The organism is Methylomonas methanica, from assembly GCF_001644035.1.
Classification (GTDB): domain Bacteria; phylum Pseudomonadota; class Gammaproteobacteria; order Methylococcales; family Methylomonadaceae; genus Methylomonas; species Methylomonas methanica_A.
This window is the reverse complement of the sequence record NZ_LUUG01000103.1, coordinates 1-18,409: the sequence shown is the minus strand read 5'-3', so window position 1 is coordinate 18,409 and position 18,409 is coordinate 1. Positions and strand designations below refer to the sequence as shown.

Genomic DNA, 18,409 nt, shown 5'->3' with positions numbered 1-18,409 from the left:
ATTGCTTATCCTTTTAAGGCGTTGAGTACGGCATCGCCCATGCCGGAAGTGCTGACTTTGATCATCCCTTCCGAGTAAATGTCCGCAGTTCTGACTTTACTATCTAATGCGGTGTTCACCGCTCGTTCAATACGCTCGGCGGCTTCCGGTTGGTTAAAGGTGTAACGCAGCATCATCGCCACCGACAAAATGGTTGCCAGGGGATTGGCAATGCCTTGGCCTGCTATGTCCGGCGCGGAACCGTGAATGGGTTCGTACATGCCTTTGGCATTGGCGTCCAACGAAGCAGACGGCAACATGCCGATAGAGCCGGTCAGCATCGCCGCGATGTCGGACAAAATATCGCCGAACATATTACTGGTAACGATCACGTCGAATTGTTTCGGTGCCCGCACCAGCTGCATCGCGGCGTTGTCGACATACATATGGCTCAATTGCACGTCCGGATAGTCCTTACCCACTTCGGTCATCACGCTACGCCACAATTCTGTTACTTCCAGCACATTGGCTTTGTCCACCGAACATAGTTTTTTGTGACGTTTTTGCGCAATCTTGAACGCGGAATGCGCGATGCGGCGGATTTCCGATTCGCTGTAAATCTTGGTGTTGATGCCGACTCTTTCGCCGTTTTCCGCCACGTGCACGCCGCGCGGCTGGCCGAAATAAATGCCCCCGGTCAGTTCGCGCACAATCATGATGTCCAGACCCGAGACGACTTCCGGTTTCAAGGTCGAGGCGTCGACCAGTTGCGGATACAAAATCGCCGGGCGCAGATTGGAGAACAAATTTAGCTCTGAGCGAATGCCCAATAAACCGCGTTCCGGACGTACCGCATGTGCCAGCGGTTCCCACTTAGGACCACCCACAGCACCCAGCAACACTGCGTCGGCGTTTTTGCACAGATTCAGCGTGGTTTGCGGTAGCGGCGTACCGAAAGCGTCGTAAGCGGCGCCGCCTATCAACGCGTTCTCGAATACCAAACCCAGATTCATGTCGGTGTTGATAAAACTCAAGACTTTGATCGCTTCGGCAACAATTTCCGGTCCGATGCCGTCACCGGCCAGGACTGCAATTTTTTGGGGCATTTTTTTACCTTTCAATGGAGCTTACGCGTCTTTGAACAACCACGGTGCGCGTTTGGCGCGCTCGGTTTCGTAGGTTTTGATTTTGTCGGCGTGTTGTAGCGACAGCGCAATATCGTCCAAACCATTCATCAGGCGGAAGCGGCGGTTTTCGTCGACGGTAAAGCCAATATTTTGACCGCTGGGCGTCGTGATGGTTTGCGCTTGCAAATCGATGGTTAACTGATAACCATCGACCACTTCTTTGAACAACTGATCGACGGTTTCGGCTGGCAACACGATAGGCAAAATGCCGTTCTTGAAGCAGTTGTTAAAGAAAATGTCGGCAAAGCTCGGTGCGATAATCGCCCGGAAACCGTAATCTTCCAAAGCCCAAGGCGCATGCTCGCGCGAGGAACCGCAACCGAAGTTTTCACGGGTCAGCAGGATTTGCGCGCCTTGATATTTTGCCTGGTTCAACACGAAGTCTTTGTTAAGCGGCCGGTTGGTGCAATCCATTTCCGGTTCGCCTCTATCCAGATAGCGCCATTCGTCAAACAGATACGGGCCGAAACCGGCACGGCGGATGGACTTTAAAAACTGTTTGGGGATGATCGCATCGGTATCGATATTGGCGCGGTCCAGTGGAGCAACCAAAGCGGTCAAGGTAGTAAAAGCTTTCATGCGACATCCTCCGCAATGTTAACAAAGTGGCCGGCAATCGCCGCCGCGGCTGCCATGGCAGGGCTGACCAAGTGGGTGCGGCCACCGTAGCCTTGTCGGCCTTCGAAATTACGATTCGAAGTCGACGCGCAATGCTCGCCGGCTTCCAGACGGTCGGCGTTCATCGCCAGACACATGGAGCAACCGGGATCGCGCCATTCGAAATCGGCTGCGGTGAAGATTTTATCCAGACCTTCTGCTTCGGCTTGTTGTTTGATCAAGCCCGAGCCGGGCACGATTAATACCTGTTTCACTGAAGCGGCCTTTTTGCGGCCTTTAATGACAGCCGCAGCGGCACGCAAGTCTTCGATGCGCGAATTGGTGCAGGAACCGATAAAAACTTTGTCCAGCTTGATATCAGTAATTTTCTGGCCGGCTTGCAAGCCCATATATTGCAAGGCTCGCTCAATGCTTTGGCGCTTGACCGGATCGGCTTCTTGGGCCGGATCGGGTACATTGGCATCGACTGCCACCACCATTTCCGGCGAAGTACCCCAGCTGACTTGCGGTTTAATCCCAGCGGCATCGATGTCGATGACTTTATCGAATAAATCGCCGCTGTAGCTGTCGGAACGCAGATTTTGCCAATAACGTACCGCCATGTTCCAGTCGTCGCCTTTGGGTGCATAAGGACGGCCTTGGTAATAATCGATAGTAATGTCGTCGACTGCGATCAAACCGGCGCGAGCGCCCGCTTCGATAGCCATGTTGCAGACCGTCATCCTGCCTTCCATGGACAAAGACCAGATCGCGTCGCCGCCGAATTCGATGGTGTAACCATTGCCGCCAGCCGTACCGATTTGGCCGATGATGGACAGTACGATGTCCTTGGCGGTGACGCCCGGACCGGTTTTGCCGTTGACTCTAATCAACATGTTTTTGGCTTTTTTCTGCACCAAGCATTGAGTTGCCAACGCGTGCTCAACTTCCGAGGTGCCGATACCAAACGCCAACGCCGCAGAAGCGCCGTGGGTGGAGGTGTGCGAGTCGCCGCAGACTATGGTCATGCCGGGCAGGGTGGCGCCTTGTTCCGGGCCGATCACATGCACGATGCCTTGGCGAATATCGGCCATATCAAATTCGGTAATGCCGTACTCTTTGCAGTTGTTTTCCAGCGTTTCCACTTGCAATCTTGAAACCGGATCGGCGATGCCTTTGTCACGGTCGGTGGTCGGCACGTTGTGGTCGGCAACCGCCAGGTTTCTGGCGATACGCCAAGGTTGGCGACCGGACAGGCGTAAGCCGTCGAAAGCTTGCGGCGAAGTCACTTCGTGCAGCAACTGCCGGTCGATGTAAATCAGGCAGGAGCCGTCGTCTTCGGTATGGACGACGTGGTCGTCCCAGAGTTTGTCGTATAAGGTTTTACCAGCCATCTAAGTTTCCGATAAAGAAGTTAACAATACTGCTCAGCCCAAAATGGCGAGCAATTTAGTGGTGATGTCGCTGACCGAGCCAACGCCGGCAATCGACGCGAATTTAGCGTTTTGACCGGGTGCGGACGACTGCATGGATGCAGGAGATAGGGCAACGCCGGGAGCGGTTGCCGAATAAAAGCCGACCAGCGGTTTGGTTTGTTCGTGATAAACGCTCAGGCGTTTGCGCACTGTTTCTTCCTTGTCATCGTCGCGTTGAATTAAAGGCTCGCCGGTGGCGTCGTCCAGGCCCTCCTGCTTGGGCGGATTGAACACTACATGGTAGGTGCGGCCCGACGCCATATGCACGCGTCTGCCGCTCATGCGTTTGATGATTTCCTCATCGTCCACGGCAATTTCGATCACATAATCCAGCTCCACACCCATGTTCGCCAAGCCTTCAGCCTGAGCGATGGTGCGAGGGAAACCGTCCAGCAAAAAGCCGTTTTTGCAGTCGTCCTGGGCGATACGTTCTTTAATCAGCCCGAGAATGATCTCGTCGGACACCAATCCGCCGGCATCCATTACTTTCTTGGCTTCGACACCCAGAGGCGTACCTTCGCGGACGGCGGCGCGCAGCATGTCGCCGGTGGAAATTTGCGGAATCGCGAACTTCTCCGTGATGAACTGGGCTTGGGTGCCTTTGCCCGAACCGGGGCTGCCTAACAGGATAATGCGCATATCAATCACTCCAGTGTATGAATCAGGCTGGTTGCCTTGCTATATAAAGAGAGCCGGCTCAAGCGCATCAGTTCGTGAGCCTGGCGGAAAAATCCGGCATTTTATCGCACTTGCCCTGTGAATGCCGTCAAATCTTGTCGAGTCGGCGGCGTGGGGCGTTGTGAATCTAGCTGGTGGTGTTGGCTTGGCTGTGTGCGCTGAGCAGTGCGAACTCGGCCAGACTGATCGATTCCGCGCGCAGATTGGCGTCGATTCCCAAGTCGATGATCTGCTGCTCTGAGATGAAGTTTTTCAGTGAGTTGCGGATGGTTTTCCGGCGTTGCGAAAAAGCCTGAGTCACCAATTGGCTAAAGCTTTTCAGATCCGCAATCTCGACCGGCGGCTGGGCGTGCGGGGTTAGCCGGACAATGGCCGACATCACTTGCGGAATCGGATCGAAGCTTTCCGGCGGCACCTCGAATAACAACTCGGTTTCGCAGTAATACTGCATCATCACGCTCAGCCGGCCGTATTTCTTACTGCCCGGCTCGGCGCAAATCCGCTCCACGACTTCTTTTTGCAGCATGAACAGCATGTCTTCCACGCAATCGGTGGTTTCCAAGAGGTGAAACATCAGCGGCGTGGAAATGTTGTAAGGCAGGTTGCCGATGATGCGCAGCTTCTCGCCGGCTTGCGCCAGTGCGGCGAAATCGAAGTCCAAGGCATCCGCGCTGTGCACAGTTAAGTTGCTATGGCTGGTGAACTGTTTTTGCAGACGGTTGACCAAGTCCCGGTCCAACTCAACGACATCGAGTTTAGCGCCGGATTCCAGCAAGGGCAGGGTTAGCGCACCCAGGCCGGGGCCGATTTCCACCCAATGTTCGCCAGCCAGCGGATGGGCACTGGCTAGAATGTTGTAAATGATGCTGTGATCGTGCAGAAAATTCTGGCCGAAGCGTTTGCGGGCGGTGTGGGTCATTTTTAGTTTTATAAGTGGGGGATCATATCCAGCGCAGTCCGCAACGCAAACTGCAAACTGCCGAGATTGGCTTTGCCGGTACCAGCCAATTCAAGAGCGGTGCCGTGGTCAACCGAGGTGCGGACGATGGGCAGGCCGAGCGTGATATTTACGGCCTGGCCGAAGCCTTTGTATTTCAATACCGGCAGGCCTTGATCGTGATACATCGCCAATACGGCGTCGGCGGTTTCCAGGTATTTAGGGGTAAACAAGGTGTCGGCGGGTAATGGGCCGTAAAGGTTGATGCCTTCGCAGCGCAAGCGTTCCAATGTCGGTTCGATGATGTCGATTTCCTCGCGGCCCAGATGCCCGCTTTCGCCGGCATGCGGATTGAGGCCGCAGACCAATATTTTCGGTTTCTCTATCGCAAAGCGTTGCCTTAGATCGCGGTTCAGCAAACGGATGACCGTCTCCAGTGAATCCAGGGTGATTGCCGCGCTTACTTCTGACAAAGGTAAGTGAGTGGTTGCCAAAGCGACGCGCAGGCCGGGTGTGGCCAGCATCATGACTGGGGTTCCGCCGGTGATTTCGGCGATAAATTCGGTGTGGCCGCTGAAGGGAATGCCGGTGTCGTTGATTACGCCTTTATGCACTGGCCCGGTTACCATGGCCGCGAATGTGCCACTCATGCAGCCCAAGGTCGCTTGGCGGATGGTTTCCAGAACGTATCGGCTATTGGCCGGATTGAGCCGTCCGCAAACGGCTGATTCGCTTAAGCTGATTGGCAGTACGGTTATCGTGCCGGCTTGCTGTTTGTTGACGTTTTGATCGATGTCGAAAAGTTGAATTGTCAGCGACAAGCCGAGTTGTTCCGCCCGCTGCTGCAATAATTTCGGATCGGCAATGGCAATGAGTTGGCAAGCTTGTTCCTGCTGTGCCAGTTGTATGCACAAGTCCGGACCGATGCCGGCCGGTTCGCCGGGAGTCAACGCGATGCGAGGTATAGACATATTAAATCTCAAAGCGAACTCATGAATGGCGGACTATAAACTGCGCCAAGATTTGTTTATTGTCTATCTGCGGTCCGTTCGGATAGTCAAACAGGGTTGTGTTCCTGGCAAATTTGTTCGCTATCGTCTGTGCTGAGCTTTTCCTGAGTAAGCTGACAGAAAAATCCGCCGTCTTTTTCGCTGAAATTGCGGCAGGTTTTGCACACGCCGAACGATTGCGACTGATTCGCCTTTTGCAACGCGGTAAGAGCTTGCTGAAAGACATTGGCGTCTGACGGCGGCGAATCGCTGCTTTGCAAGATGGCGGTGGCGCCGTGGAATAAATCAGACGGTCGCGCTTGCTTAAGTATGGCTGCGCCGTCCGGCAGCAACTGTAAATGCACCACGCGTTTATCGTTGGCATCCGGGGTTTTGCCGATATAACCCTTCTTTTCCAGAATAATCAGCGATTGCGACACAGTGCCGCGAGTCATACCCAAATAATTGGCAACAGCCGCAGGGGTGTTGCTGTATTTATTGCAGCGCGAGAGGTAATTGAGCACCTGGAAGTGTACCGGCTGCAAGCCCAGCTCCGTACATTTTTTTCGCTCCTCGGAGCGAATCAATGTGGTCATGCACTCAATAAGTTCGTAAATATCAGTTTGTTGCATAAATTGCATTCTCATCGTGACCCACTAGGTTGACAAGGCTATGGATTAAGGAGTAAATTGATAGCGAATCGAAACTTTACTTTATAACATCGGCCTGGAGTCAACAAGCTGTTATTTTACCATGCTAAATCGGGTGGCTGTTCGTCCTGGTCTTTTATGGTTTAATGCACCAAGTTGGCTCTTTTTTTTAACTTGCGGGTGGCAGGAATTTTAAATGAAAAATACTATAAAAATGCTGAATAAATCCCTACTGGCGAGTTCCATCGCCATGCTGTTGTCATCCGGAATGGCGCTGGCAAAATCCGACGACTTCCACAAACTCTATCAAGACAATTGTGCCAGCTGCCACGGTTCCGATCACGGCGGTTATTTGGCGCCGGCGTTGAACTCGGCCACCTTGAAGGGTCGCAGTCCCACCGCGTTGCGGACCATTGTGATGGCCGGAAGCTTCGATACCTTGATGCCTCCGTTCTACGGCAGGCTCGATGACGACGAAATTCGCGGCGTGATTAAGCATCTGCAAGAAACCCCCAAACAGCCTAACCCGGCCTGGACTATCGACGACATGAAAAAGTCGCTTAAAGTCTATGTTAAAGATGAAAGCACGCTGCCAACCAAGCCAACCTTCCAAATCGACGATAAATTCGAAAACTTGATTGGCGTGGCCGCTCGCGGCAAATACGGTCGCGGCGAAGGCTCCAAAGCCATCTTCATCAACAGCTCTACCCATCAAAAAGTTGGGGAAGTACCCACAGGCACCGCCGCGCATATCATTGACTTTAACCCGGCCAATCCGCGTTGGGCTTATGTCAAAACCGATACCGCCGAGATTTTTAAAGTGGATTTATATTCCATGCAAGCGGTGCGCAGCATCAAAACCGGCTGGAACGGCCCGGGCATGGGCGTATCTCGCGACGGTAAATACATCATGGCCGGTTCTTTCGTACCGCATAACGCCGTGATTCTGAATGCCGATACCTTGGAGCCGCTAAAAACCTTCGAATTGGAAGGCATCGATCCCGACGGTAAACATGTATCTTCCGACTCCGGCATGATCATCGGTACACCATATGCCGATATTTTCGCGATTGCGTTGGAAAATGCCGGTCAGGTTTGGGTGATTGATTTGAATAAAGAAGGTTTCCCGGTTACCCGTATCGAGAAAGTGGGTCGGCATTTGCACGACGCCTTCCTGACTCACGGCGGCAAAAAATTGATGATCGCGTCCTACGACGACAGCATCGTTGCGGCCATCGATCTGGAAAAACGCGAGATTATCAAAAAACTGGAAGCCGGCTGCGTACCGCACGTTGGCGGCGGTTCAGCGGTGAAAGTTGACGGCCGTACCTTAGGCTTCGGTACCAACTTCGGCGATTGCGATAAAACCGTGGTCAGCGTTTGGGATTTGGACAAAATGGAAGTAGTCAAACAAGTACCTGTTTCCGGCGGCACCGAATCGCCGGCTGCACATGCCAACGCGCCTTATGTCGCGGTTGACATCATCAGCAAAGACAGACGCGCCCGCACTGTGCAGTTGATTGACAAGAAAACCCTGGAAGTTGCTAGAACGCTGGATGTTGGCGGTCACGCTTACTTCCCGGAATATAGCGCCGACGGTAAATTCCTGTATATCAGCGCCGGTTACAACGGTGACGAAGTGGTGGTGTACGATTCCAACACCTTGCAAAAAGTCGCAAGCGTGCCGATGGAAAGTCCGGCGGGTATCTTCTCCCGCGGCCGGGTTAAATACATGACTCGCGGCTTGTCACCTGACGAAATGGAGCAATCAAAATGAAGATGACTCATTTTATCGTGTCGCTGCTGGCGGGACTGATGGCTACCGGTAGCGCACAGGCTACCAGTTTGTATGTCGGTCAAGCCAAGGCTGGCGCGGTCTGCGCGCAATGTCACGGTATCCGGATGCCCAGCGCCGACGCGCCGTTTCCACCGTTGGGCGGCCGCGATCCCGAGTATTTGAAAACCGCGATCAAACAATATCGCGACAAGACGCGGAAATCCGACATCATGAACGCAATTGCCGGTTCCTTGACCGATGCGGAAATCAACGACATCGCCGCGTATTACGGCAGCGTTAAACCTTAAATAATGGGTTATCGCTGGCTGTTGCTCGGCTTGCTGTCAACCTGCGCCTTTGCGGACCAACCTAATCCGCAAAGGCAGCAGGAGTTGTTGAATATGCTCAAGCATGATTGCGGCTCTTGTCACGGCCTGCCACCGAAAGGCGGCTTGGGGCCATCGTTGATGCCGGAAGTATTGGCAGACAAAAGCGATGCATTGTTGATAGATGCTATCCAAAACGGCCGAGCTGGGACGGCGATGCCGCCCTGGAAGAACTTTCTGACAGTCGATGAAACTGCTTGGCTGATTCAACAACTAAGAAAGCGCTGATAGCCGGTATCTGTTTTCGCAGTTAGTAGGTTAACAACCTAATGGCAGATTGACTTCTTGAATGATCGTCGCTAAATAACACGCGCCCTATGAAACTTTCTTATTCCCGGTGTCTCCTGATTTTCTTGTTGTCGTCTGCGTTACCCAGTCATGCGGAGCTTAGAGCCACCGGCGATCTCGGCGTAGTGATAGAACGCGAAACCGGCAGCATCCAGATTGTCAATACCACCAAACCAGCCTCGTTGAGCCGTATCGAAGGCTTAGGCGACTTGTCTCATGCCTCGGTGGTGTTCTCCCGCGATCAGCGTTATGCCTATGTTTTCGGTCGCGACGGCGGCTTGACCAAGATCGATTTACTCCAAGATAAAATCGATAAACGGGTGATTCAGGCCGGCAACAGTATCGGCGGGGCAATTTCTCAGGATGGCAAATTAATCGCCGTGTCTAACTACACACCGGGCGGCGTGAAGATTTTCTCGGCGGATACCTTGGAGCAACTGGCCGAGATTCCTGCGGTTTATGGCGAAGACAATAAATTATCCAAAGTGGTCGGTTTGGTCGATGCGCCGGGCCAGCGCTTCGTGTGCAGTCTGTTCGAAGGCAACGAAATCTGGCTTATCGACGCTAAAAATCCGCGTCAGCCCGTTGTGAAAAAATTTAAAGACATCGGCAAACAACCTTACGACGCTTTATTGACGCCGGACGGTCATTTCTATGCCGCCGGTTTGTTCGGCGAAAAAGGTTTGTCCTTGCTGGATCTGTGGCAACCGGAAAAAGGTGTCGAACATATTCTGGAAGATTACGGCAAGGACGACGAGCAAATGCCGGTTTACAAAATGCCGCACTTGGAAGGCTGGACAGTCGCCGGCGATTGGTTGCTGGTGCCGGCTGTGGGGCTGCATGAAGTGTTGGTGATCGATACCCGCGAGTGGGAGTTGGTGAAACGCATCCCGGTGGCCGGCCAGCCGGTATTCGTCACGTCGCGGCCTGACGGGCGGCAGGTGTGGGTGAATTTCGCCTTCCCGGACAATCAGATCGTGCAAGTGATCGATTTGAAAGACTTTAATGTCGTTAAAACCCTGCAACCCGGCAAGGCTGTGTTGCACATGGAATTCAGTCCTCGCGGTGAATCGGTCTGGCTGGCGGTGCGCGATGAGGATAGGGTGATGGTCTACGATACCGAAACTTTTCAAGAGACGGCCCGTCTGCCGGTGCAAAAACCCAGCGGGATTTTTTTCACTGATCGCGCCAATCGCATAGGCTGGTAAAACATGCTAGCCCCCTTGCATAAACGTCTGCTCAACGACTATCAGCAGGATTTTCCGTTGAGTCCGACCCCTTACCGAGACATCGCCGAGCAGCTCGGGGTTAGCGAGGACGAGGTGCTGAATGCGTTTCAAACCTTATCCGAGCAGCAGATGATCAGCCGCATCGGTCCGGTGATCGCGCCCAATAGCATAGGTAACAGCGCGTTGGTGGCGATGGCTGTGCCGGACACAGACTTGGCGCGAGTTGCCGAATTGGTCAGTGCCTATCCGGAAGTCAATCACAACTACGAGCGCGAAAATCGTTTCAATTTGTGGTTTGTGTTGATTGCCGATAGCGAACCCCATCTTAAAGCCGTTATTGCGGATATCGAAACCCAAACCGGTTATCCTGCGATGTTGCTGCCGATGTTGGCCGACTATTTCATCAACCTGGGATTTGAGCTGAATTTGCATGATTGACGCTATCGATTTTCAACTGATTGCCGCCGTGCAAGCGGGATTACCGATTGCAGCGAGGCCGTATGCGGCGATAGCCGAGCAATTGGCAATCACCGAGCAGGACGTAATCGAGCGCCTTGCACGCTTGAAGACTCAGGGTTTGATCAAGCGTTGGGGAGTAGTGGTCAAGCATCGTCAGCTCGGCTATCGGGCTAATGCCATGATCGTGATGGATGTGCCCGACGAGTGGGTGGCTCGGGTTGGTGCTTTGATCAGCCAGCAGGCTTGCGTGAATCTGTGTTATCAACGCCCGCGCCAAGGTGAAGTCTGGCCCTACAACCTGTATTGCATGATCCACGGCAAGAGCCGGGAAGTGGTGTTGGAACAATGGGCAGAGCTGCGGCATGCCTGCAATTTATGTGAATATCCATTTGAAGTCTTGTTTAGTCGGCGTTGCTTCAAGCAGCGCGGGGCTTTATATGCTCGCCCCATTGCAAATGGCGATGGGCTAAGCCCCTCTCTTGCTGGACAGAGTAGGGCTGAGGAGATTAAAAACAAACTGTCTTTCGGCGTGCACTTCGCCTAATCATGGACGCCATAGACAAAGCCATCGTCAACCGCTTGCAGCAAGGTTTTCCTATCTGCGCATCGCCCTACCAGCGGGTTGCCGAGGAATTGAGCCTTCCGGAAGCCGAATTGCTGTCCAGATTGCAAGCCATGTTGGCCGACGGAGTGCTATCGCGGTTTGGGCCGATGTATCACGCCGAACAAATGGGTGGGGCTCTGACTTTGGCAGCGCTGAAAGTGCCTGACGAACGTTTCGACGAAGTCACCGAAATCGTCAACGCCTTCCCGGAAGTGGCGCATAACTATGCCCGTAATCATTTACTCAACATGTGGTTTGTGCTGGCTACCGAAAAGCCGGAACAGGTGCAAAGTGTGATTGCCGAAATCGAGCGGCAGACCGGATTGCCGGTCTACAACATGCCGAAAATCAGCGAATATTTCGTTGGTTTGCAATTGGAAGCCTGATGTCAATCGATGAGACAGACCGACAAATTATCCAGGCCACCCAGGCCGGCTTACCGCTGGTTAGCGAACCGTATCAAGCCGTTGCCGAGCAACTGGGTTTGTCTGCCCAAGCTGTGATGTTGCACATTGCCGAGATGCAGCAGACCGGGGTCATCCGCCGTATTGCCGCAGTGCCCAACCATTACAAACTGGGTTATCGCTACAACGGTATGACGGTTTGGGATGTGGACGATAGCTATGTCGACGAACTTGGGCAAAAGGTGGCAAAACTGCCGTTTGTCAGCCACTGTTACCAGCGCCCCCGACATTGGCCTGATTGGCCGTACAATCTGTTCGCCATGGTGCACGGCAAAGTTGAAGCTGACGCCGAACAGCAAATAGCAATCATCGCCGAATTATTGGGTGAGCAGGCGCACCGCCACGAGGTGCTGTACAGCACCAAAATTTTAAAAAAGACCGGTTTGCGAATCGGGGGATAGAGTATGTTCAGACTGAGCCAATACATGCGCGAACTGCTGCATCCAACCCCGCTGACCGCACCGCGCAAGCCCTCGGGGCCGGTGGTGATCTGGAATTTGATTCGCCGCTGCAATCTGACCTGCAAACACTGCTATACCACGTCGGCCGACATCAATTTCCCTGGCGAGCTGAGTACGCCGGAAATTTACACGGTGATGGACGACTTGAAGGCTTTCAAAGTGCCGGTATTGATCCTGTCCGGTGGCGAGCCGTTGCTGCATCCGGACATTTTTGCCATCTCGCAGCGGGCCCGCGACATGGGTTTTTATGTGGCCTTGTCCAGCAACGGTACGTTGATTGACGAAAGTAACATCGAGCAAATCGCCGCTATCGACTACCAATACATCGGCGTCAGCCTGGATGGCATTGGTCAGACTCATGACTCATTCCGCCAGAAACAAGGTTCGTTCGACGCGTCGCTGGCCGGTATTCGTTTATGCCGGGAACACAACATCAAAGCCGGCGTCAGGTTTACGCTGACCCAAGACAACGCTCACGATTTCGAAGGTCTGTTGCAATTGATGGACGACGAAGACATCGACAAATTCTACCTGTCGCATTTAAATTACGGCGGTCGGGGCAATAAGAATCGTAAGGACGACGCCGAGTTTCAATTAACCCGCAAGGTCATGGACAGCTTGTTCGAAAAGTCGTTAAGCTGGGAGCAGCAAGGTTTGCATCGCGAAGTGGTGACCGGCAACAACGACGCCGATGCAGTGTATTTTCTGCACTGGGTCAAGCGCCGTTTTCCCGAGCGAACGGAGCATATGCGGGCCAAATTACAGCAATGGGGCGGCAATGCTTCTGGCGTAAACGTTGCCAATATCGACAATTTGGGCAATGTCCATCCGGACACGTTCTGGTGGCATTACGGCTTGGGCAACGTCCGCAAAAGACCGTTCTCTGAAATCTGGCCGGACATCACTGATCCACTGATGGCAGGATTGAAAGCATCGCCCCGGCCGCTGAAAGGCCGCTGCGGTGATTGCCATTATCAAAGTATCTGCAACGGCAATACCCGCGTTCGCGCTCAACAAATGACTGGCGATTTTTGGGCCGAGGATCCTGGTTGTTATCTGGCGGACGAAGAGATCTTCGCTTAGAGTGCTTTGCGCAGTCTGAGATGAGCAATGATTAATCTGGAAAAAATTGCTATTTACAAAAAATTTGCCGGGGACATTGATGGCTGGACCAGGATGGCTTCTGCTACGGAAAAGGCTATATTGACCGGCGACGACTGGCGGCAAATCGATAGCTTTGTTCAGGACTTTGGTTTGGTTAAGGCTGGTTTGGCATCAGCCCGCTATGCGGAGAAATTGCATACGCGGATTGCGGAGTCGGTTACCGATGCCGAAACCCTGGCAGCACTGAAGGAACTGGGCGAACAATTGGCTTGAAATTTGGTTGGGCTGGTCCTTAGCGCATCAATGAGCAGGGGATGCTCCACAGCAATTTAGCGGACGCTTGATCCGATAAATCGGCATCCAGGCGGGTTAGGGAGGCTTTTTTGATGACAATGCTGTCGGTAGCGGTGCCTAACAAACCGGAAATGGTAACCGAGAAGTCCGGCTCGTGCCCGACCAACCAAACGTCGTCCAGACCTTGCTCGGCTAGTTTGGCAAGCTCTCTGAGTATGGTTGATGCAGAAGTATCGATGCCCAGCCACTCAACGGTCTGGGGTGCAGGACTGTCGGGCAGGCGTTGGTTGAGTATCCTTGCGGTTTGTTGAGCGCGTAGCAGCGGGCTACAATAAATCGATCCCGGAACCAAGCCGTTGGCTAAACAAAATGCCGCCAAGCGTTTCACCTGCTTTTCGCCTTTATCGATTAAGGCTCTATCCGCATCGGGTATCGATAAGCCGCCATCTTCTGCGGTAGCGTGTCTGAGGAAAGTGATAAGCATGGTACGTCTCCTTGTCGGACGATTTTGACTGGGGTCTTTAGACTATCGACACTTTCTGGTTTTAGGCGAAGCTATGAAGTTTGTTATAAAGTTCCAACTAAATCTAGCGCAAATATTAGCTCAGTTGTTGCTTCGTTAGGGCTTTAATCGCTGGCCTGGAAAATATAGTTGATAATTCTTGACTGAATTACTGGGTATAGTCATAATCATTCAGTCTTTCAATTGCTTATAGAGTTTTATATGTCCGATCCTATTGTTTTTACCGACAGTGCCGCTCATAAAGTTGCGGGTTTAATTCAGGAAGAGGGTAACGATAATCTTAAGCTCAGAGTTTATATTAGCGGTGGCGGCTGTTCCGGATTTCAGTATGGTTTTACCTTTGACGAAGATGTCAATGAAGACGATACGCAAATCGTCAAAGACGGCGTGACGGTGCTGATCGATTCGATGAGTATCCAGTACCTTAGCGGTGCCGAAATCGATTACAAGGAAGACTTGTCTGGTGCGCAATTCGTGATTCGCAATCCAAACGCGACGACGACCTGCGGTTGCGGCTCGTCTTTCTCAGCTTAATCCGTTTTTACCCGGATAAATCCCACCCAAAACCACGGGCGTACTAGCGCCCGTGACGTTACACAAATTTCCCGGCAAATTATTCAAGGTTTGTCGTGCCAGCCAGGCAAACGCAATTGCTTCTACATGGTCCGGATCGATTCCATTTTCCGCTGTTGAAATTACCGGCATATTCAGGCCTTTCCGCAACAGAGTCATCAATTGACCGTTATGCGCGCCGCCGCCGCAGACCAATGTTTGCAGGGTGTCGGGTGCATATTGGCGAATGGCATCGGCGATGGTCTCGGCGCTGAACTGGCAGAGCGTGGCTTGAATATCTTCCGGCTTAAGATTGTTGAATAAGCGGAGTTTTTGTTTTAGCCACGCTGACGAGAAATATTCCTTACCGGTACTTTTCGGTGGCGTCAGTCGGAAATAGTCGTCGTCTTTTAATGCGTCGAGCAGGGCTGGATAAGGTTTACCCGTGGCTGCCCAGTTGCCATTGCGGTCATAAGGCTGATTGCAGTTTTCTTGACACCACCAGTCCATCAAGCCATTGCCGGGACCAGTATCGAAGCCGATGACCGGTTTATCGTTCAATACCGTTATGTTGGCAATACCGCCAATATTGACGATCACCCTAGCTTGCGTGACATCGTTAAAAACTGCTTGATGAAAGGCTGGAACTAATGGAGCGCCTTGGCCGCCGACGGCGATGTCGCGGCGGCGGAAGTCTGCGACGGTGGTGATGCCGGTTATTTCGGCGATGCGATTCGGGTCGCCGATTTGTAGAGAAAAGCCATTGTCAGTCTCAGGCGCGTGATAAACGGTTTGGCCGTGACTGCCTATTGCCTTGATCGAACTGGCCGGAATATTGGCATTATCCAGTAGAGCCTGCGCGGCTTCGCCAAATAGGCGGCCGATCTGGCTATCGAGCGAGCCGTAATCCGTTAGCAGAATAAGTTGGCCCGGTTGACTAAGATGGTGAATTTTTTGCCGGAGTTCGGCGGAAAATGGTTGGTAATGGAAAGCGATAAGTTGTATCTTGCCGTCGCTAAAATCGACGAGGCCAGCATCAATACCATCGATGCTGGTCCCTGACATTAAGCCAATATAAAGCTCGGACACTGTTTTAGTTTTGAGCTACCAACGCGTCGCCTTTGGCTTGCTTCAGTTGCGCTATAAACGGCTGAGTTTGTGCTTTGAATTTTGCTAGTAAAGCGTTATCCATGGGCATAGAGCGCGGTATTTTCGCGGTAACCGGATTAACGTGCTCGCCGCCAATGCGGAATTCATAATGCAAATGCGGACCGGTGGCCAAGCCGGTCTTACCGACGTAACCAATCACATCCCCCTGTTTGATAGCACTACCCAGTTTTTGACCGGACTTGAAGCCGGACAAATGAGCGTACAAAGTCGAGTATTTTTGGCCGTGTTCGATCTCCACTACATTGCCGTAGCCGTTTTTCACGCCGCGGAAGACGATTTTGCCGTCCCCGGTGGTTTTAACCGGTGTACCAATGGCCGCGGAATAATCGACACCTTTGTGAGCGCGGATGGTGTTCAGAATCGGATGCTTGCGGTGCAAATCAAAATGCGAGCTGATTTTGGCGAAGTCCATTGGGGTTTGCAGGAAGGCTTTACGCAAACCGTTGCCGTCAGGGGTGTAATAGCCGGTATTGCCTTGGTTATCTTCGAAACGCACGGCGGTGTATGTTTTACCCTGGTTGACGAATTCAACCGAGAGAATTTCACCGGTGTCAAACTCTTTGCCGTCCACAAACAGTTTTTCATAGACGACAGTAAATTGGTCGCCATCTCTTAAATTCAATGCAAAATCGATGTCCCAGGCAAAAATGTCGGCTAGTTTCAGGATTAGTTTTTCCGGTAGGCCTGCTTCCTTGCCGTCTTCGAATAGCGAAGAATCAATCGTGCCTTTGCTGCTGGCGAGTTGGTAATCGACTTTTTTGCTCAGCAATTCCACGTCAAATCCGTCATCGTGCCGCGTGGCGATCAATGTTTCGAAAGGATTTTTACTATAAGTCAGTTGTTCCAGCTCGCCGGATGCATTCAGGGTGGCGACAACGTCTTGGCCAGGTTCGACATCGGCGAACTGCTTGCCTGTGGCGTTGGCGTGGATAATCTTGTGCAAATCTTCTCGGCTAAGATTTAAGGCTGAGAAAATGCTGGAAAGGTTTTCACCCGATTTGACGGTATGTTCCAGTTCTTCGGTTATATCGAGATGTTGTACTTCGGGTGGTGCTACGTATTTGGTGTATTGGTTGATCTTGGATGAGATCAGTCTGTCTTGCTCCAGGGTCTTTGCGTCTTCAAAACCTTTATGCGGTATCAATCCGTAACTTGCGCTTGCGGCAACAACGGTGCAGGTGCCTAACAGCACCGACTTGAGTATTCTGTTCTTCACAGTAATCACACTTCATTGTTTGTCGAGCGTTTCATTGTAGGCAATTTTGGTGCATAAGGCCAACAAAAGGCCATTTTTTATCCTTCCGTACAATTGCATCACTTATAATGCGCGCCCAAAACTTAAGGCTATCGGGAGAATAAATTGTTGCAAGAAACCTTGGCTCAGTTGCGTTACGGCGCTGAAGAAATTTTGCTGGAATCTGATTTGATCAAAAAGCTGGAGGAAAATCGGCCTTTAACCATTAAGGCTGGATTCGATCCTACAGCACCCGATTTGCATCTGGGGCACACGGTGCTCATTAATAAGCTGAAGCAGTTTCAGGATGCCGGTCATAACGTGCAATTTTTGATTGGCGATTTTACCGCAATGATAGGCGATCCGACTGGCAAAAACGTCACGCGTAAGCCTTTGAGCCGTGAAGAGGTGGCGGAAAACGCAAAAACCTATCAGGCACAGGTCTTTAAGATCCTTGATCCGGATAAAACCGAGGTTAAATTCAATTCGGCATGGATGGGGGCGATGACGAGTGCCGAATTAATTCAGTTGGCGGCCAGAAATACCGTCGCCAGAATGCTGGAACGCGATGATTTTAGTAAGCGATATAAGGGTGGTCAGCCTATTGCGATTCACGAATTCCTATACCCATTAATACAGGGCTATGACTCGGTGGTAATGAAAGCCGATGTTGAACTGGGCGGTACCGATCAGAAGTTTAACTTGTTGATGGGGCGGCAATTGCAGGAAGGTTATGGGCAAAAACCACAGGTCGTGTTGACAATGCCGATCTTGGAAGGGCTTGATGGCGTGCAGAAAATGTCCAAGTCGCTTAATAACTATATAGGGATTGCGGACGCGCCTGATGATATGTTTGGTAAAATTATGTCGATTTCCGATGAACTGATGTGGCGTTATTTTAAGTTGTTGAGCTTTAAGTCAATGCTAGAAATAGAAGGTTGGCGCGCTGCTTGCGAAGGGGGTGAAAATCCTAGATATTACAAAGTAGCGCTTGCTCAGGAGATTGTTGCTAGGTTTCATGGGCTACTCGCTGCAAAGACGGCGCTGGAGAATTTTGAGGCGCGGTTTCAGCGTGGCGCATTGCCGGACGATATAGAGGATGTTCAAATTAGGGTGGATGACAAGGGAATGCCAATTGCTAATGTGCTAAAAAATGCAGGGTTGGTGGAAAGCACTTCTGAGGCCTTGCGGCTGATTAAGCAGGGTGCGGTAAAAATTGATGGTGAAAAACTGGAAGATCCCAAAGCGGTAATTTCTGCGCCAGCCAAGCATGTTTATCAAGTAGGTAAAAGAAAGTTTGCGCGGATAGAAATAATATCTTGACGAGAGTAGGAAGTGTGGTTAGAATGCGCGGCTCTTCACTGCTTAAGTA

22 protein-coding genes are annotated in these 18,409 nt (G+C 52.0%); 12 read left to right on the top strand and 10 right to left on the bottom strand.

Annotated features, from left to right (window positions below):
* Nucleotides 1-5: 5 nt before the first annotated feature.
* The 7 genes from leuB to A1332_RS19120 all read right to left on the bottom strand — a co-directional run bounded on the left by leuB (nt 6) and on the right by A1332_RS19120 (nt 6,474).
* On the bottom strand, nt 6-1,085 hold the full coding sequence (leuB, locus tag A1332_RS19150) for a 3-isopropylmalate dehydrogenase (protein ID WP_064010049.1): 1,080 nt from the start codon (nt 1,083-1,085) through the stop codon (nt 6-8).
* Between the two features lie 21 nt (nt 1,086-1,106).
* Nucleotides 1,107-1,745, bottom strand: a complete 639-nt coding sequence (gene leuD / locus A1332_RS19145) for a 3-isopropylmalate dehydratase small subunit (RefSeq protein ID WP_064010025.1) — start codon at nt 1,743-1,745, stop codon at nt 1,107-1,109.
* Nucleotides 1,742-3,157 (bottom strand): 3-isopropylmalate dehydratase large subunit, encoded by a 1,416-nt coding sequence (leuC, locus tag A1332_RS19140; protein ID WP_064010024.1) that lies wholly within the window; start codon nt 3,155-3,157, stop codon nt 1,742-1,744. The genes leuD and leuC overlap by 4 nt, the downstream gene beginning before the upstream one ends.
* A 33-nt stretch (nt 3,158-3,190) precedes the next feature.
* Nucleotides 3,191-3,877: an adenylate kinase gene (adk, locus tag A1332_RS19135; RefSeq protein WP_064010023.1), complete on the bottom strand. Its 687-nt coding sequence runs from the start codon at nt 3,875-3,877 to the stop codon at nt 3,191-3,193.
* Between the two features lie 166 nt (nt 3,878-4,043).
* Nucleotides 4,044-4,835 carry a 16S rRNA (adenine(1518)-N(6)/adenine(1519)-N(6))-dimethyltransferase RsmA gene (gene rsmA, locus A1332_RS19130; RefSeq protein ID WP_064010022.1) on the bottom strand — a complete coding sequence of 264 codons (792 nt, stop codon included), beginning with the start codon at nt 4,833-4,835 and terminating at the stop codon, nt 4,044-4,046.
* Between the two features lie 8 nt (nt 4,836-4,843).
* On the bottom strand, nt 4,844-5,824 hold the full coding sequence (gene pdxA, locus A1332_RS19125) for a 4-hydroxythreonine-4-phosphate dehydrogenase PdxA (protein WP_064010021.1): 981 nt from the start codon (nt 5,822-5,824) through the stop codon (nt 4,844-4,846).
* Nucleotides 5,825-5,910: 86 nt separating this feature from the next.
* A complete protein-coding gene (locus A1332_RS19120; protein WP_064010020.1) occupies nt 5,911-6,474 on the bottom strand; it encodes a MarR family winged helix-turn-helix transcriptional regulator in 564 nt (187 codons plus the stop codon).
* A gap of 214 nt (nt 6,475-6,688) precedes the next feature.
* On the opposite strand from A1332_RS19120, the gene A1332_RS19115 reads away from it, so the two are divergent.
* The 10 genes from A1332_RS19115 to A1332_RS19070 all read left to right on the top strand — a co-directional run bounded on the left by A1332_RS19115 (nt 6,689) and on the right by A1332_RS19070 (nt 13,537).
* Nucleotides 6,689-8,269, top strand: a complete 1,581-nt coding sequence (locus tag A1332_RS19115; protein ID WP_082879782.1) for a nitrite reductase — start codon at nt 6,689-6,691, stop codon at nt 8,267-8,269.
* The gene (locus tag A1332_RS19110) at nt 8,266-8,577 is read left to right on the top strand and encodes a c-type cytochrome (RefSeq protein ID WP_064010019.1); all 312 of its coding nucleotides are present in this window, start codon (nt 8,266-8,268) and stop codon (nt 8,575-8,577) included. Before A1332_RS19115 ends, A1332_RS19110 begins: the two co-directional genes overlap by 4 nt.
* 93 nt (nt 8,578-8,670) lie before the next feature.
* Nucleotides 8,671-8,883 carry a c-type cytochrome gene (locus A1332_RS19105; protein WP_231886632.1) on the top strand — a complete coding sequence of 71 codons (213 nt, stop codon included), beginning with the start codon at nt 8,671-8,673 and terminating at the stop codon, nt 8,881-8,883.
* 89 nt (nt 8,884-8,972) lie between these two features.
* Nucleotides 8,973-10,151: a cytochrome D1 domain-containing protein gene (locus A1332_RS19100; protein WP_064010017.1), complete on the top strand. Its 1,179-nt coding sequence runs from the start codon at nt 8,973-8,975 to the stop codon at nt 10,149-10,151.
* Nucleotides 10,152-10,154: 3 nt separating this feature from the next.
* Nucleotides 10,155-10,610 (top strand): Lrp/AsnC family transcriptional regulator, encoded by a 456-nt coding sequence (locus A1332_RS19095; RefSeq protein WP_064010016.1) that lies wholly within the window; start codon nt 10,155-10,157, stop codon nt 10,608-10,610.
* Nucleotides 10,603-11,175 carry an AsnC family transcriptional regulator gene (locus A1332_RS19090; RefSeq protein WP_064010015.1) on the top strand — a complete coding sequence of 191 codons (573 nt, stop codon included), beginning with the start codon at nt 10,603-10,605 and terminating at the stop codon, nt 11,173-11,175. The genes A1332_RS19095 and A1332_RS19090 overlap by 8 nt, the downstream gene beginning before the upstream one ends.
* A gap of 2 nt (nt 11,176-11,177) precedes the next feature.
* Nucleotides 11,178-11,621: an Lrp/AsnC family transcriptional regulator gene (locus tag A1332_RS19085; RefSeq protein WP_064010014.1), complete on the top strand. Its 444-nt coding sequence runs from the start codon at nt 11,178-11,180 to the stop codon at nt 11,619-11,621.
* Nucleotides 11,621-12,100, top strand: coding sequence for an AsnC family transcriptional regulator (locus A1332_RS19080; RefSeq protein ID WP_064010013.1), 480 nt, complete (start codon nt 11,621-11,623; stop codon nt 12,098-12,100). Before A1332_RS19085 ends, A1332_RS19080 begins: the two co-directional genes overlap by 1 nt.
* A gap of 3 nt (nt 12,101-12,103) precedes the next feature.
* The gene (nirJ, locus tag A1332_RS19075) at nt 12,104-13,243 is read left to right on the top strand and encodes a heme d1 biosynthesis radical SAM protein NirJ (protein WP_064010012.1); all 1,140 of its coding nucleotides are present in this window, start codon (nt 12,104-12,106) and stop codon (nt 13,241-13,243) included.
* A gap of 27 nt (nt 13,244-13,270) precedes the next feature.
* Complete coding sequence (locus tag A1332_RS19070) at nt 13,271-13,537, top strand: hypothetical protein (RefSeq protein ID WP_064010011.1); 267 nt, start codon at nt 13,271-13,273, stop codon at nt 13,535-13,537.
* Between the two features lie 19 nt (nt 13,538-13,556).
* On the opposite strand, the gene A1332_RS19065 is transcribed toward A1332_RS19070, so the two are convergent.
* The gene (locus A1332_RS19065; protein ID WP_064010010.1) at nt 13,557-14,042 is read right to left on the bottom strand and encodes a SixA phosphatase family protein; all 486 of its coding nucleotides are present in this window, start codon (nt 14,040-14,042) and stop codon (nt 13,557-13,559) included.
* Between the two features lie 240 nt (nt 14,043-14,282).
* Here A1332_RS19065 and erpA point away from each other — a divergent pair, with 240 nt between their 5' ends.
* Entirely contained in the window at nt 14,283-14,615 is a 333-nt protein-coding gene (gene erpA / locus A1332_RS19060; RefSeq protein WP_020483200.1) for an iron-sulfur cluster insertion protein ErpA, read from the top strand.
* On the opposite strand, the gene A1332_RS19055 is transcribed toward erpA, so the two are convergent.
* Together A1332_RS19055 and A1332_RS19050 are read right to left on the bottom strand one after the other, a co-directional pair.
* Nucleotides 14,607-15,722, bottom strand: coding sequence for an anhydro-N-acetylmuramic acid kinase (locus A1332_RS19055; RefSeq protein ID WP_064010009.1), 1,116 nt, complete (start codon nt 15,720-15,722; stop codon nt 14,607-14,609). The two genes, erpA and A1332_RS19055, sit on opposite strands and share 9 nt — an antisense overlap.
* Nucleotides 15,723-15,726: 4 nt before the next feature.
* Nucleotides 15,727-17,019 (bottom strand): peptidoglycan DD-metalloendopeptidase family protein, encoded by a 1,293-nt coding sequence (locus A1332_RS19050; RefSeq protein ID WP_064010047.1) that lies wholly within the window; start codon nt 17,017-17,019, stop codon nt 15,727-15,729.
* A 147-nt stretch (nt 17,020-17,166) separates the two neighbouring features.
* Here A1332_RS19050 and tyrS point away from each other — a divergent pair, with 147 nt between their 5' ends.
* Complete coding sequence (tyrS, locus tag A1332_RS19045; RefSeq protein ID WP_419866000.1) at nt 17,167-18,360, top strand: tyrosine--tRNA ligase; 1,194 nt, start codon at nt 17,167-17,169, stop codon at nt 18,358-18,360.
* Nucleotides 18,361-18,409 lie beyond the last annotated feature (49 nt).